We start from the raw sequence: 14,429 nt of genomic DNA on the forward strand, positions 1-14,429 counted from the left end.
CGCAAACACATAACATATGCAAAAGTATTCTAAATATTCATTCATAGATAATATTAATGGTAACATCAGTAAGCGAACTGCACAATAAACGTATTTTGTCGAAAAATAAAAAAGATGAGACCTAATTATTTAAGTCTCATCTTGGGGTTACCTATTAATTCTACTCATTTAAATTGAATTTTTTACCTGTCACTAAGTAGATGACATTCTCCGCTATATTCGTTGAATGGTCGGCAATTCTTTCAATAAACCTGCAAACAAAAGAAAGTTGAATGATCTGGTTTGTAGCATTGGGGTTGTCTGGAACCATGCTAATAAGTTCATGAACTAATTTCCCAAACATATTATCCACTTCATCATCTTTTTCAGCACATTTCTGTGCAAGCATAACATCTTCGTCTACATACGCCTTAATGGACATAGATACCATTTCAAGGGCTTGATCCATCATTTTTGGAATATCCAGGATTTCTTTAAAATGCTTTTCATTTCCAATATGAATAGCCGCTTTTGCTATATTTACCGCCATGTCTGCCATTCGCTCCACTTCAGATGAAACCTTTAGTGCTACATTAAGTGTTCTCAAATCTTTGGCGACCGGTGATTCTCTTGCAATCAATAACAATGCCATGTCGTGAATTTCATGTTCCAACTTGTCAATGGCATTATCACCCTCGATAACCTGATTTGCCTTTTCAATATCGTGATTAATAAGGGCGCTGAGTGATTCTCGAACTGCTTGCTCAGCTAATCTTTCCATCTCTAACAACTTTTCTTTTAAGCCTATTAATTTACTATCAAATTTTGATCTCGTACTCATCTCTTCACCTCATCATCCAAATCTTCCTGTAATATAGTCCTCGGTCCTTTTATCTTTAGGAGTAGAGAAGATTTTATTAGTTTCTGAAAATTCTATCACTTCTCCATTCAAAAAGAAAGCAGTTTTCTTAGATATACGCGCAGCCTGCTGCATGTTATGAGTAACGATAATAATACTAAATTCCTTCTTCAATTCCTGTACAAGTTCCTCAACTTTTAAAGTTGAAATCGGATCTAGTGCAGAAGTTGGTTCATCCATTAATATGACATCCGGTTCAATCGCAAGACAGCGAGCGATACAAAGACGTTGTTGCTGTCCGCCTGATAAACCGTAAGCATTTTGGTTAAGTCGATCCTTTACTTCATCCCAAATGGCCGCCCCTCTTAAGCTTTTTTCAACTATTTGATCTAGGATTTTTTTATCGCGTATACCATGAATTTTTGGACCGTACGCAACATTTTCATAAATTGATTTCGGAAATGGATTTGGCTTTTGAAACACCATACCAACCTTTGTTCTCAATTCTTCTACTTGGTAGGATTTATCGAGAATATTTCTTCCTCGATAGAGAATTTCACCTGAGGTTCTAACACCTGGTACTAGTTCAATCATACGATTTAATGTCTTAATATACGTTGATTTTCCACAACCTGAAGGGCCGATAATAGCCGTAACTTCATTTTCCATAATATCTAGGTTTATTTTCTTTAGCGCTTGATTCTCACCGTACCATAAATCTAAGTCGCTTGTTTTATATACAATTTGTTTTTCTTGTGGATTAATAATTTTTGCAGTGGCTGTTGTTGTTTCCATAGTAGTTTGCCTCCCTATCATAGCCTTAATATCTCTTCTGGAATTTATTTCGAATTAAAACAGCAATCGAATTCATGATAATTAACATTACAAGTAAAACGATAATACCTGCTGCAGCTAAAGCATGAAACTCAACTTGAGGACGACCTGTCCAATTGTAAATTTGTAAAGGTAATACAGTCATACTATCTAATAATGTTTTTGGTAAAAATGCAAGGAATAAAGGCATTCCAAGGACAACAAGCGGTGCTGTTTCTCCGATTGCCCGAGAAAGAGCCAAAATTCCGCCTGTAAGTATTCCTGGAATTGCAGCAGGAAGAACAATTCGAACAATTGTCTGCCATTTTGTAGCCCCTAATCCAAATGAAGCCTCTCTTAATTGATTAGGCACTGCGCGAATCGCTTCTTGTGAAGCTACAATAATGACTGGTAAAACAAGAAGACTCATGGTAAGTCCCGCAGCTAGGACACTTGTCCCAAGTGCTAGTGCACGTACGAATATTGTTAAACCGAGTAATCCGAAAACAATAGACGGGACACCCGCAAGATTAGAGATATTAACTTTTATAAAATTTGTTATCGCATTATCTTTTGCATATTCCTCGAGATAGATAGCAGTACCTACACCTAGCAGTAATGAAACAGGTGTAACAACAGCCATGAGCCAAATGGTACCAATTAACGCAGCATAAACACCTGCATTTTCAGGCTTCCTTGAAGGAAGACTTTGTAAAAATTGCAAATCTAAATAGCCAAGTCCTTGAGAGAATATCCGATATAATAATACTCCTAATATTAATAATACAAACATGGTTAAAGCAAAAAATATCCACTTTGAAATTGAATTTTTAGATAATCTTGGTTTCATCCGCTTTACAACGGATTCATGATTAATTAATTTCATTAATACTCCTCCCTAAAACGACGGGTGATATATTGTGCTAATAAATTCATCACCAATGTAAATACAAATAATGTCATACCAACTGCATAAATGCTATAGTAGATCGTCGTACCATAACCTGCATCACCTTGGCTTACTTGGACAATATAAGCAGTCATCGTTTGAATCGAGCCTGTCAAATTCCACTCAAGATTCGGTGTTGAACCCCCAGCTACTGCTACAATCATTGTTTCACCGATTGCTCGTGAGATACCTAATACAATAGAGGCAACGATTCCTGAAATCGCAGCTGGCAAGACGACTTTAATAGCTACTTCAAATTTAGTCGCCCCTAATGCAAGTGCACCTTCACGCATTGCATTTGGAACCGAAGTCATCGCATCCTCTGAGAGTGAAGCAATCATCGGTGTAATCATGATTCCTATTACAATACCAGGGCTTAAAGCATTAAAAATTTCAAGGGATGGAATGATTTCACGTAATATTGGAGTAACAAAGGTTAGCGCAAAAAAACCATAAACAATTGTTGGGATTCCAGCTAACACTTCTAATATCGGTTTAATAATTCTGCGAGCTCGATCTGACGCATACTCACTCAAATAAATGGCTGAAGCCAATCCGATTGGAACAGCAACAATAGCAGCTATTACAGTTACCTTTAACGTCCCCATTATTAATGGCAGAATACCGAATGATCCATTGGTTTCGGAAAAAGGATACCATTTTTTAGCGGTAAAAAATTCCTTAATCGATACGGCATCGAAAAATAAAAATGTCTCAAAAATGAGCGTAAGAACAATGCCAATCGTTGTCAAAACAGAAACGGCCGCTGTGAGGAACAAAATATAAGGCATAATTTTTTCAGTAATACCTCCAGCGCTCTTCCTTTTTTTCTTCTCTTGAATCATTTTCTGAACAGAGAATGAATTAGTTTTTTGAGTGTCCAATTTGAAAACCCCTTTCATTCCAATGACAAGATGAGAAGCATATTTTTATGCTTCTCACCTATAAAATTATACTAATTCTTACTTAAGAGTTTCTAATGTTTCAAGTTGCTTTGTATACTCTTCATCAGGTAATTTTACATATCCAACATCTTCAGATAATGTTCCGGCATTTTCTAATAGAAACTTCACGAAATCATATACTTCTTCTTGATCTTTAATAGCAGAGTTTTTAACATAAGTGAATAACGGACGTGATAGAGGAGCATATTCTCCAGATTCAATTGTTTCATTAGTTGGCTCTACAGGACCTTCTCCACCATCAATTGCAACAATTTTTAAAGTATCTTTATTTTCTGCATAATAAGCATATCCAAAGTAACCAATAGCATTTTTATCACCTTGAACACCTTGTACTAGTGTATTGTCATCTTCAGAAAGGGTTGCTTTTTCAACGATAGGTTTTCCATCAAGAATTACTTCATCGAAATAATCGAAAGTCCCTGAATCTGTTCCAGGTGAATATAATTTGATTTCTTCATCTGGCCATTCTGGATTGATATCAGACCATTTTTTAGTTGTTCCATCTTCGATCCAGATTTTCTGTAAGTCTTCGATTGTTAAGCTTTCTACCCAGTCATTATCTTTATTTACTACAACTGAAAGACCATCATATGCTAATTGTAATTCAGTATAATCAATACCTTTTTCTTTAAGAGCTGCTGCTTCTTCATCTTTAATTGGACGAGATGCATTACTTAGTTCAGTTTCACCAGCGATAAATGCTTCAAAACCGCCTCCAGTTCCAGATGATCCAACTGGGACTTTAACATTAGGTTGTACCATTCCATATTCTTCAACAACTGCTTCCATGATTGGGAAAACTGTAGATGAACCGTCTATTTTAATTTCACCTTGAAGTTGCTTTGCTTCTTCGCCAGCTTGTTCTTTGTTGCCTTCAGTTCCTTGTGCACCACAAGCTGCAGTGATTGCTAGCACACCAGTCATCATTGCTGTTAGTGCTATTTTCTTAAAGCTTTTCATTGCTTAATTCCCCCTATGAAATTTGGTTTGTGTAGTGTGTTCGTTTTCCTTACAAGATTAATAATAAACTCCTTCTGTAAAGCTTGTTTTAATGAATTGTAAAGGTTTTGTAAATGTTTGTATGACTTTTGTAAATCATAAATAAAATAGTACTAGTATTAGTATGTTCTTTTTTAAAAAAACTATAAAAAACCCGCCTCAAGTTATGAGACAGGTTTTAGGATAATTATTGGTTGTTTTGTTGGGAATCGGTAGTTTCATCTGTTCCTTCTTCATTCTGTGCAGCATCTTGGTTTTCCGTCGCAGGAGTCTGCTTCTTTAGATTAAAATAGGTATCCATTACCCTTTTGCCAATAATATTAGCTGTAGCTGGACCACTGTTTCCCTGATATGCCCATGGAACTAAAACAGCCATGGCAACCTCTGGATTATCGAACGGTGCATAGCTTATAAGACTCAGATTCATCACTTCAGGTGGTATTTTCCCAAATTTCTTTCGCTCTGGACCATCATAAAAAGCTTGGGCAGTTCCTGTTTTACCTGCAGGATTGTACTCTGCACCCTTAAAGGTACTAACACCGGTACCATCCCCTACTTGCATAACCATTCTAAAGCCTTCCTGTACCCGATCGATCCATTCATCCTTACCATCTATACGATTTAATATAGTTGGTTCAATTTCTTGAACAATCGGACCTAGTTGGTTGTTCTCAAGCACAGGTTCACGAATTTCTTTTACAATATGAGGCTGAACACGGTATCCACCGTTAGCAATGGTTGAAACATATTGTGCCAATTGCATTACAGTATAGGTATCATACTGACCTATCGCTAAGTCAAGAAGCAAACCAGACTGTTTCAACGGACCGGGATAACCAGTACTCTCATTTGGAAGGTCAATTCCTGTTTTTGTTCCTAGACCAAATTGACTGAACGATTGACGCATCGTGTCAAAAGCCGTTAAGTCTAATGGCAGCGGCTTATTCGGTGAATAGTGCCCACCTGCCATTTCAATCACTGTCTTCCACATATATACGTTTGATGATACTTGTAATGCTCTTAAGTCATTAATTGTTCCAAAGTTCTTCCAAGAAGACTTGGGTGGTGTATTTTTTATCAATAAAGGTGAATCATAATGAGTTGAACCCGGCTGAATTGCCCCAGTATTATAACCGGTTAAAATCGTCGCCCCTTTGACAACAGATCCAACTGCATAAGAGGTCGTTATATTCCCAAGAGCAAAGTCACGCATTTCTTGTTTATTTGTTTCCTCATTTTTAGCAATTTGCTTTCCGGCCATTGTTAGTATTTCACCAGTATGTGGATTTATCAGAACAACAAAGGCGCGGTCTAAAAGAGCTGATTTAGAGTTTTGTTTTGCGTTCCAAAGTTCTTCTTCTATAATTTTTTCGATTTCAAGCTGAAGATCCATATCAACCGTTAGAACAAGGTCTTTTCCACGCTGTCCTTCGGAAACCACTTCAGTGGACAAGATTTTACCTGCTTTATCAGTGACATTTTTCACTTTACCTTTTTGCCCATGTAAGACATCTTCATATTGCAGCTCAATGTAGCTTTTACCAACCCGATCATTTCGATTATAACCACGAGCCAGATATTCCTCTAGTTTATCTTTTGGTAAGCCTTCATCAGAAGATGTTACATTTCCAAGTACGGTTTTTAATGTGTTTCCAAATGCATAATATCGTTCCCAATCTGTGGTGGTATCCACACCAGGTAAATCTTCTAAGTTTTCACTGACTACAGCAAATTCTTCTGGAGTAACATCTTTATTTTTAACTATTTGTTGGGATAGAGCATAACCAGTGTTAAATTCCCTAAATATTGCAAGGGTTTCTAAATCTTGTGCTGATAAACTTGCAAGGTCATCCGCGGTAATTCTTTTTAGCTGGAGATTATAAATTTCTTTATCATCTAATTCTTCTTGGTCGTATAAGTCCCATTCTTTTTCTGTAATTTTTTCTTTTGCTTTTTCAGGGTTTTTTAAGATCCAGAAATCCTGTTTATCACGTTCACGAACCTTTGATGTATCTTTATCAATCAGTTTTGCCAAGCGCTCAGCGGTTTCGAGCATTTCCTCTTGGCTTGTATCTTGAAATTTTGTGTAAGTGATTGCATTTAACGGTGTATTATCAACAATAATTTTCCCATTACGATCAAACATTTTCCCTCTAGGTACAGGGTTATTAACCGTTATATCTTCAGTTCGCTCAATTTCCCGTTTAAAATCTTCGCCATAAACAATCTGCACTAAACCTAGACGAAGAATAAGAACAGAAAACAGAATAAATATAACAAAGAAAAGCATGTTCAGGCGAAACGTAACATGCGGTTTCTTTTTCTTTTTAGTATTCAAATTTTTCACTTCCTAGCCATTTCGACATTATTAGCTTTATTTTAACGGAAATTCCTCCTTTTATCTATGAATAACACTTACCAATTGACACCAGATAACAAAAAAAGCGATGAGTAATAGGATTTACTCATCGCTTTATGCTGTGGGTATTTGGATTCTTCTTACAAAAAAATAAATTAATGAATGCCCTGCACCAAGAAATAAAAGGAGGATTGGAATACTTTGCTTCTCATTAAACAAAGTAACTGCTGCTAAGAATGACAAAATCGAAACGATTCTCCCCATATTAATATAAATTTCCCGGACAACAATATACTCTATTCTCATTTCTGCTGCTTTCCAGGCAGTTCCAATAACATCATATGTAGTTGACACATAAGGTACAAGCAAGATCGGATAGGCTATTGCAATCATCGCTGCGTATATTAAAAGTTTTACATAATTAATATCCCAGACGATGATTAAAACAGCTAAATAAAGGATAATACCCCCAATAAGGATTGCCTTTTTTCGATTGTTTTTTTTAATTAACCGGGATGCAGCATAATAGGCTATAAAAGAAATTCCGGAATTAATAAGTCCAAATGTACCTAGGGCCAGTTCACTTCCAGTGGAAATGTAGACGAGTACCGAGATAACAAATAAAAACGTCCCTTCTCTAAGACCTTGAAAAAAATGTGCATTAGTAATAAGACGCCAGTTTTCATTTTTCTTTCTTTCTTCTAAAATCCTTCTAAAATCATACTTACCATTAGCAGGGCGTGGCTTTAATGAAAAACTTAAGAAAACAGCAAGCGCAAACAGGAATAACGATATCCCAAATACGATTGAATACCCTGTAAATTTTTCAAAGCGGGTAATAATAATTCCAGCCGCAATTGGTCCAATCATACCGCCTGTAGAGGATAAAATTCCCAAAAAGCCATTAAAGAAATCTCTTGTTTCAGGTTCTGTTATTTCAAAGGTTAATACATTATAGGCAAGCCAATAAAAACCATATCCAACACCAAGCAGGCTTCCTAACAATAATAGATAGGTTGCAGCATTTTTACCGGTTATTAAAACCATCAAATAAAAAAGCGCTAGAAAAACGACACCGATCCTTAACACTTTAACACGATCAATTTTTTTTGCCCATCTGCCTGCCAGGATAAAGGTTAAGGGCTGTAAAATAACTATAGAAAGGTTGTAAAGTGCAAGGTCTGAAAATTCTCCTGTTTGTTTCCATAAATAAATATTCACAAAAGTATTCGATAGTGCAACACTTAAAGAATATAAACCGCCGATGATTAATAGCAAGGACAAATCTTTTGTAAATTGTACTTCACCTAAAAATTTAAATTTTTTCGCCATAAAAACTCCCCTTTGTGATAAGGGTAGTCTTTAACAAGCAGGAGTCCTTTATACGGAAAAAGAAAAGACAGCTGTAATCAGCTGTCTTTTTCAACACTATATTTTTATTTCGCTGCGTTGTAGCGCTTTGAAACTTCATCCCAGTTTACAACGTTCCAGAAAGAAGAAATGTAATCAGGACGACGGTTTTGGTAGTTTAAGTAATAAGCATGCTCCCAAACATCAAGACCAAGGATTGGTGTTTTACCTTCCATTAAAGGTGAGTCTTGGTTTGGTGTGCTTGAAACTTCTAATTCACCATTGCTTACAGCTAACCATGCCCAGCCTGAACCAAAACGAGTTGTAGCTGCTTTCGCGAACTCTTCTTTAAAGCTATCAAAGCTGCCAAATTTACTGCTGATTGCGTCAGCAAGTTCACCAGTTGGTGCACCGCCGCCATTTGGAGCAAGGATTTGCCAGAATAATGAGTGGTTAGCGTGACCGCCACCGTTATTACGTACAGCTGTACGAGCGGCTTCTGGAACTGCATCTAGGTTAGCAATAACCTCTTCAACAGATTTTGATAATAGTTCTTCATTGCCTTGAAGTGCATTATTTAAGTTTGTCACATATGTGTTGTGATGTTTTGTGTGGTGAATATTCATTGTTTCTTTGTCAATGTGAGGCTCAAGAGCATCATACGCGTAAGGTAATTGTGGTAATTCAAATGCCATTTTTATTTCCTCCTATGTATACAAAAATTTTATTAGCCTTAGTTTTGTCTAAAATCAAACCAATTTTAGAATATTCCTAAAGCTTTGTAGCTTAAGATTATCAAAGAAAGTGTTTTCTTTCAAATAAAATGCTTTGCTCCTAACAAATTTACAATATCCCTCCCTGGAAAATTTTATACATTATTTTTTCAAGAATGAAAACAATCATTATTACAAAGTTTTCGATAAATTGTCATGTTTCAACTGGTGAAAGGTTGTTAATACATGATTAAATCAAATTGAAGGGAAAAAGGAGTGGGAAATATGCTTAATTTTTCTATATATAGTTTATTGGTTCAATTCTTTCAGAAATCTGAGCAAATACAAAAGATTAAAGCGGGTACCGTTCTCTTTCAGGAGAAGGATTCAGTTGAACATGTGTACCTATTGCTAAGTGGAACGGTTGCCCTTGGGAGAGTCCACATGCGTGGGAAGGATTTTATTTTAAAAATCTTAAATAGTAGAGAAATGATTGTTGAATATCAACTTTTTAAACATAATCCCCATTATCAATTTTATGGAAAGACATTGTCTGATTGCGAGATTCTTACCATTAAAAAAGATCAATTTGAAGAATTTATTATGAATGATCCCGATGCGATGAATGCTTTTGTATCTTGGTTAAGCACAAGCTACCTAAAATCACAAATGAAATGTCAGGATCTAATCATGAATGGAAAAAAAGGTGGTTTATACTCTATTCTAATTCGACTTTGTAATACCTACGGTGTAATGACAGAGGATGGAATTCTCATTGATTTACCATTAACACATCAGGAACTTGCCAACTTAACCTACGGTACGAGGGAAGTCATTCAACGTGCTTTAAAAGAATTGCGGGAAAAAGATATAGTTTCCTATGATCAGCAAAAATTTACGATAAAAAATATAAGATACCTGAAAGAAGAAATTGATTGTCAAAACTGTGCCTATGAGATTTGCGGTGTAAATTAATTAAAATCCTCCTCATTGTGAGGAGGATTTTTTCGATTATAATACAACGAACAGGAAGTAAACAATCATGAGAATTTGAATGATCGTTTTTGTTAACACACTGCTAACAAAGCCGACAACAGACCCGAAGCCGATTTTTATACTGTCTTTGAACTCCCGCTTATTAATAAGAAGCTCTGCTCCTACTGCACCAATAAATGGGCCAATGAGAATGCCCAAAAATGGGATAACGAATGGTCCAACCAAAAGTCCAATCGTACTACCCCAAACCCCAGCCTTTGAACCACCATATTTTTGTATCCCAATCATATTGGCAATATAATCTGCGACAAACAAAAGAATAATAAACAAACTTTGAATGATCCAGAAGAACCAGCCAAAAGGCTCAAAGGAAAAAAAGACACCATACAATATATATCCCGTTAATAGAAACAAAACACTTGGAATGATTGGATACACTAGACCAACAAATCCGATGATAAATAGAATTGATATGATCGACCAATAAACGATCTCCATTATTTCTCCATCCTTTTAAAAATTTATTATGTACCTTATACGCACTAGTTACCTAAATAGTTTCACAATCATCATTCTTGTTTATCTCAGTTCCTAAAGCTACAATAGAATGGTGAATCTTTATTAGGGTGGTAATTATGAATATTTTCAAACAATTTTATAAAAGTACTCATTCCCCAAAGGACATTGCTTCTTTCCGGTTTCAGGGAATTGGAAAAACGATTTTATATGTATTTCTTCTCACCTTACTATCCATTTTTCCATCAATTTATTACTTAAGTACAACGCTTAATGAAGGAATCGAAGGTACTAAATCAGTTATTAAAGATGATATTCCCTCATTTACAATTGAAAATGGAACCCTTACTGCTGAAACAGATGTACCCATAACCATTGATAAAGGTGACTTTTCCATTATTATCGATCCAACAGGAGTTATTACAAACGAAGATGTGGAAGACGAAGATAATGCCTTCGCATTGCTTAAGAATGAAATTGCGGTATCAGCTGGCGGAAGAATTGATACCTATTCCTACTCCATGCTTGAAGGCTTAGCGCTTACGAAAGAGGATTTTATTGATATAGTCAATACAGTTGATGATATGAAGGGAATTATTATTCCAGTTATGTCTACCTTAATGTTTCTCTTTTCCAGTGCGATAAACTTCATCGAAGTATCCATTCTGGCTTGGTTCGGCTTAGTATTAAAAAATCTTGCTGGCAAAAGTATTAGTTATCGCCACTTATGGAGGATGGCCGCCTACAGTGTAACGTTGCCAACCGTATTCTTTACGATTATGAGTACCATTAATACAACTGTACCAAATAGCTTCATCATCAATTGGTTTGTTGAAATAGTCATCTTATTTTTAGCAATAAAAGAAATACCCAACGAAAAAACAAATATCGAGAACTAAACGCACCCCATAGGTGCGTTTTTTTTCGTTCTATAAAGAATTGGACAAGCATAGGAATGTATAAACATTCCATTTTGGAGGCATGTCTCATGAAAAGAATTTTTCTATTTCTATTTGGACTTCTAACGATTTATGTAATATATATTGATTTAACAGCAGGTACTTTGCCAAAGGATGAAACCCAAATACCAGAAGAAACAGTAGCGACAATGGCCAACCTTGAAAATACGATGGACGCATTTGAAGCTGAAGTTGAACCCGGGGAAACGTTGATATCCATTGTCGAAAATCATATAAAAAAGCCTTTACCCGTTTCAATCGACGAATTAATTGCAGATTTTCAAAGCTTAAATTCAGGGCAGGCTCCAGAAAAAATACAAATTGGCTCCACTTATCAATTTCCTGACTACTCAAAATAGGAAGTCAAAATCATCTATCTTGTCAAGATGAGTAAAGGACTGATAAAATAATAGGTGCGTGTTTAAACTAACGACTATTCGAATCCAATTTGAAGGAGCGAATTTCCCTTGAGTGAAATTACACATCGTACAAAAACCCGTCCAATTAAAGTTGGTAATTTAACAATTGGCGGAAGTAACGAATTATTTATACAAAGCATGACCACTACGAAAACACATGACGTTGAAGCAACTGTGGCTGAAATCAAACGTCTTGAAGAGGCAGGCTGCCAGATTGTACGTGTTGCTTGTCCCGACGAACGTGCGGCAAATGCCATTCCTGAAATCAAAAAAAGAATTAACATCCCTTTAGTTGTTGATATCCATTTTGATTATAAATTAGCACTTAAAGCCATTGAAGGCGGTGCTGATAAAATCCGCATAAATCCAGGAAACATTGGTAAGCGAGAAAAAGTTGAAGCCGTAGTAAAAGCAGCTAAAGAGCGTGGAATCCCAATCCGTATTGGTGTAAACGCTGGCTCGCTTGAAAAAAGAATTTTAGAAAAGTATGGTTATCCAACCGCCGATGGAATGGTTGAAAGTGCCCTCCATCATATCAAGATCCTCGAAGACCTGGATTTCCATGATATTATTGTTTCCATGAAAGCATCTGATGTAAACCTTGCAATCGAAGCATATGAAAAAGCTTCAAAGGCATTTGATTATCCTTTACACTTAGGTATTACGGAATCAGGAACTCTTTTTGCAGGTACTGTTAAAAGTGCTGCAGGACTAGGAGCTATTATTAGCAAAGGTATCGGTAATACACTCCGTATATCTTTAAGTGCGGATCCAGTTGAGGAAGTAAAAGTAGCCAGAGAGCTTTTAAAAGTATTTGGTCTTTCTTCCAATGCGGCAACGTTAATATCATGTCCAACCTGCGGAAGAATCGAAATCGATTTAATTAGTATTGCAAATGAAGTGGAAGATTATATTTCGAAAATAAAAGCGCCAATTAAAGTAGCTGTTTTAGGCTGTGCAGTAAATGGTCCTGGTGAAGCAAGAGAAGCTGACATTGGAATTGCCGGTGCACGTGGTGAGGGCTTACTATTCCGTAAGGGTGAGATCGTTCGTAAAGTTCCTGAAGATCAATTAGTCGATGAACTAAAAAAAGAAATCGATCAAATTGCGGAGGAATATTTCCAGAAAAAAGCAGCTGAAGAAGCTGAGGTTACAAACTAAAAGAAAATTATGAAACCCGGCAGATTTTGCCGGGTTTCTTTTTTTGTCTAGCTTCAGCGCCTAGGGGCTCGGGGTCATAAGCTTGTCTAGTTGCGGCTCCTTGGGACTCGAGTCATAAGCCACCCCCTGAAGAAGGCAAAAAGCGCCTTCTTACAGGGTTCGTCTTATGCCTTCGTCCCAGGGCAGTCGCCTCCACATTTCAGACAATCCGTCAAGAAGGTAAAGTGCAACCTTCTCGCCGGCTCGTCTTATGCCTGTCGCCCCTGTGCAAGGCGCTTACGCTTTTCATTTTGCCCCTATATTTGCAAGTGCTGTTAAAAGAACGGCAGGATAAAGATACCAACAATAATCGATATGACACCAATCCCTATCGCCCACGCTCCTAGACCCCCGGCTCCTCGGCGTCTGGCAACGAACCCTAACACAATACCTGCTGCACCAAAAAGAATCGGCATGACAAACAGTGAAAGTATTGATAGAACTAAAGCAGCCCATCCCATGCCTGTGCCGCCTTCTGCTCTTTCCCGATTTTCTTCGCGGTCCCTTCTTCCAACTAAAGGAACGGGTGCTGCAATTTCTGCAGCTGTTTCCTCTCTATATTCAGAAGGGTAATCTGGGATATCTACATCAGTGTTTGGACTTTGGAGATCTTTGCGCACTTCCGTGTGTTTTTCATCTTCCATCCGAATCCCTCACTTTCAGTAATAGGAGCATTAATTATTGTTTGTAACTTTCATCTTTTTAGTATGGTAAAATAAAGTTAAAAACTTGGCATTTGAAGGTGACTACATATGAGGAAAAGATTTGGAATTGATATTGATGGTACTGTAACTTGTCCATCAGCACTTGTACCGTTTATTAATGAAGGATTTGGATTAAACATCACATTAGAGGATGTTAAAGAATATGACTTAAATAAGGTCGTTAAAGTTCCTGAGGAAAAATTTTCAAAGTGGTTTATTGAAAACGAGCCAATCATTTATGAGGAATCTCCCCTTGCAGAAGGTGCAGAAATAATACTTAAAACATGGAAAAAGGAACACGAATTATTTTTCATTAGTGCCAGAGGTTCACACCTTTTAGAAAATACAAAGAAATGGTTTAGAAAAAAAGGCTTATCCTACAATCATATTGAATTAATTGGCTCTCATGACAAGGTGGCAACAGCTAAACTCCATCAAGTTGATATTTTTCTCGAGGATAAACACGACAATGCAGTCATGATTCACGAAGAATGTGATATCCCAGTCCTTTTGTTTAATACACCTTATAATCAGGACCCGATCCCTAAAGGTGTTGTACGGGTCAATAATTGGTTTGAGGCTAATAATTGGGTTAAAAATTGGCTTGGATAAATAATATGAAAAAACAGCATGGCTACATAAAAGCCAT

General features: G+C 36.6%; 15 protein-coding genes. 5 read left to right on the top strand and 10 right to left on the bottom strand.

Translation table 11 applies throughout. The features are described from left to right. Window positions 1-160: 160 nt before the first annotated feature. From phoU to TR08_RS09390, 8 genes are all read right to left on the bottom strand, one after another. Window positions 161-820 (bottom strand): phosphate signaling complex protein PhoU, encoded by a 660-nt coding sequence (phoU, locus tag TR08_RS09355; RefSeq protein WP_045517631.1) that lies wholly within the window; start codon window positions 818-820, stop codon window positions 161-163. Between the two features lie 12 nt (window positions 821-832). Beyond that, complete coding sequence (gene pstB, locus TR08_RS09360) at window positions 833-1,633, bottom strand: phosphate ABC transporter ATP-binding protein PstB (protein ID WP_045517635.1); 801 nt, start codon at window positions 1,631-1,633, stop codon at window positions 833-835. Window positions 1,634-1,658: 25 nt separating this feature from the next. Further along, entirely contained in the window at window positions 1,659-2,537 is an 879-nt protein-coding gene (pstA, locus tag TR08_RS09365; RefSeq protein WP_045517637.1) for a phosphate ABC transporter permease PstA, read from the bottom strand. Further along, entirely contained in the window at window positions 2,537-3,502 is a 966-nt protein-coding gene (pstC, locus tag TR08_RS09370) for a phosphate ABC transporter permease subunit PstC (protein WP_045517639.1), read from the bottom strand. The genes pstA and pstC overlap by 1 nt, the downstream gene beginning before the upstream one ends. A gap of 60 nt (window positions 3,503-3,562) precedes the next feature. Continuing rightward, window positions 3,563-4,525, bottom strand: a complete 963-nt coding sequence (locus tag TR08_RS09375; RefSeq protein WP_045517641.1) for a PstS family phosphate ABC transporter substrate-binding protein — start codon at window positions 4,523-4,525, stop codon at window positions 3,563-3,565. Window positions 4,526-4,751: 226 nt separating this feature from the next. After that, window positions 4,752-6,854: a peptidoglycan D,D-transpeptidase FtsI family protein gene (locus TR08_RS09380; RefSeq protein WP_193747708.1), complete on the bottom strand. Its 2,103-nt coding sequence runs from the start codon at window positions 6,852-6,854 to the stop codon at window positions 4,752-4,754. A 183-nt stretch (window positions 6,855-7,037) separates the two neighbouring features. Further along, entirely contained in the window at window positions 7,038-8,255 is a 1,218-nt protein-coding gene (locus tag TR08_RS09385) for an MFS transporter (RefSeq protein ID WP_045517643.1), read from the bottom strand. A 104-nt stretch (window positions 8,256-8,359) separates the two neighbouring features. After that, entirely contained in the window at window positions 8,360-8,968 is a 609-nt protein-coding gene (locus tag TR08_RS09390; protein WP_045517644.1) for a superoxide dismutase, read from the bottom strand. Between the two features lie 303 nt (window positions 8,969-9,271). Between TR08_RS09390 and TR08_RS09395 the strand changes: the two genes are divergently transcribed. Next, window positions 9,272-9,961, top strand: coding sequence for a Crp/Fnr family transcriptional regulator (locus TR08_RS09395; protein WP_052427399.1), 690 nt, complete (start codon window positions 9,272-9,274; stop codon window positions 9,959-9,961). A 36-nt stretch (window positions 9,962-9,997) separates the two neighbouring features. Here TR08_RS09395 and TR08_RS09400 read toward each other — a convergent pair whose 3' ends face one another. Then, window positions 9,998-10,480 carry a DUF456 domain-containing protein gene (locus TR08_RS09400; protein WP_045517646.1) on the bottom strand — a complete coding sequence of 161 codons (483 nt, stop codon included), beginning with the start codon at window positions 10,478-10,480 and terminating at the stop codon, window positions 9,998-10,000. Window positions 10,481-10,617: 137 nt separating this feature from the next. Here TR08_RS09400 and TR08_RS09405 point away from each other — a divergent pair, with 137 nt between their 5' ends. From TR08_RS09405 to ispG, 3 genes are all read left to right on the top strand, one after another. Then, window positions 10,618-11,397, top strand: a complete 780-nt coding sequence (locus TR08_RS09405; RefSeq protein ID WP_045517648.1) for a DUF1189 domain-containing protein — start codon at window positions 10,618-10,620, stop codon at window positions 11,395-11,397. An 89-nt stretch (window positions 11,398-11,486) separates the two neighbouring features. Beyond that, a complete protein-coding gene (locus tag TR08_RS09410; RefSeq protein ID WP_045517649.1) occupies window positions 11,487-11,816 on the top strand; it encodes a hypothetical protein in 330 nt (109 codons plus the stop codon). A 117-nt stretch (window positions 11,817-11,933) separates the two neighbouring features. Beyond that, complete coding sequence (gene ispG, locus TR08_RS09415; protein ID WP_193747709.1) at window positions 11,934-13,037, top strand: flavodoxin-dependent (E)-4-hydroxy-3-methylbut-2-enyl-diphosphate synthase; 1,104 nt, start codon at window positions 11,934-11,936, stop codon at window positions 13,035-13,037. 314 nt (window positions 13,038-13,351) lie between these two features. Here ispG and TR08_RS09420 read toward each other — a convergent pair whose 3' ends face one another. Then, a complete protein-coding gene (locus TR08_RS09420; RefSeq protein WP_045517653.1) occupies window positions 13,352-13,720 on the bottom strand; it encodes a DUF4190 domain-containing protein in 369 nt (122 codons plus the stop codon). A gap of 108 nt (window positions 13,721-13,828) precedes the next feature. Between TR08_RS09420 and TR08_RS09425 the strand changes: the two genes are divergently transcribed. Beyond that, window positions 13,829-14,392, top strand: coding sequence for a 5' nucleotidase, NT5C type (locus TR08_RS09425; protein WP_045517655.1), 564 nt, complete (start codon window positions 13,829-13,831; stop codon window positions 14,390-14,392). Window positions 14,393-14,429: the final 37 nt, after the last annotated feature.

It is taken from the genome of Neobacillus niacini (assembly GCF_000759675.1).
GTDB classification, from domain to species: Bacteria; Bacillota; Bacilli; order Bacillales; family Cytobacillaceae; genus Neobacillus; species Neobacillus niacini_A.

Bases quoted from the DNA above. Each gene is read 5' to 3' on its own strand.
- TR08_RS09420 (WP_045517653.1), bottom strand. From the start codon at position 13,720: ATGGAAGATGAAAAACACACGGAAGTGCGCAAAGATCTCCAAAGTCCA.
- TR08_RS09405 (WP_045517648.1), top strand. From the start codon at position 10,618: ATGAATATTTTCAAACAATTTTATAAAAGTACTCATTCCCCAAAGGAC.
- phoU (WP_045517631.1), bottom strand. From the start codon at position 820: ATGAGTACGAGATCAAAATTTGATAGTAAATTAATAGGCTTAAAAGAA.
- TR08_RS09400 (WP_045517646.1), bottom strand. From the start codon at position 10,480: ATGGAGATCGTTTATTGGTCGATCATATCAATTCTATTTATCATCGGA.
- TR08_RS09385 (WP_045517643.1), bottom strand. From the start codon at position 8,255: ATGGCGAAAAAATTTAAATTTTTAGGTGAAGTACAATTTACAAAAGAT.
- pstC (WP_045517639.1), bottom strand. From the start codon at position 3,502: ATGAAAGGGGTTTTCAAATTGGACACTCAAAAAACTAATTCATTCTCT.
- TR08_RS09425 (WP_045517655.1), top strand. From the start codon at position 13,829: ATGAGGAAAAGATTTGGAATTGATATTGATGGTACTGTAACTTGTCCA.
- pstB (WP_045517635.1), bottom strand. From the start codon at position 1,633: ATGGAAACAACAACAGCCACTGCAAAAATTATTAATCCACAAGAAAAA.
- TR08_RS09375 (WP_045517641.1), bottom strand. From the start codon at position 4,525: ATGAAAAGCTTTAAGAAAATAGCACTAACAGCAATGATGACTGGTGTG.
- TR08_RS09380 (WP_193747708.1), bottom strand. From the start codon at position 6,854: ATGCTTTTCTTTGTTATATTTATTCTGTTTTCTGTTCTTATTCTTCGT.
- TR08_RS09395 (WP_052427399.1), top strand. From the start codon at position 9,272: ATGCTTAATTTTTCTATATATAGTTTATTGGTTCAATTCTTTCAGAAA.
- TR08_RS09410 (WP_045517649.1), top strand. From the start codon at position 11,487: ATGAAAAGAATTTTTCTATTTCTATTTGGACTTCTAACGATTTATGTA.
- TR08_RS09390 (WP_045517644.1), bottom strand. From the start codon at position 8,968: ATGGCATTTGAATTACCACAATTACCTTACGCGTATGATGCTCTTGAG.
- pstA (WP_045517637.1), bottom strand. From the start codon at position 2,537: ATGAAATTAATTAATCATGAATCCGTTGTAAAGCGGATGAAACCAAGA.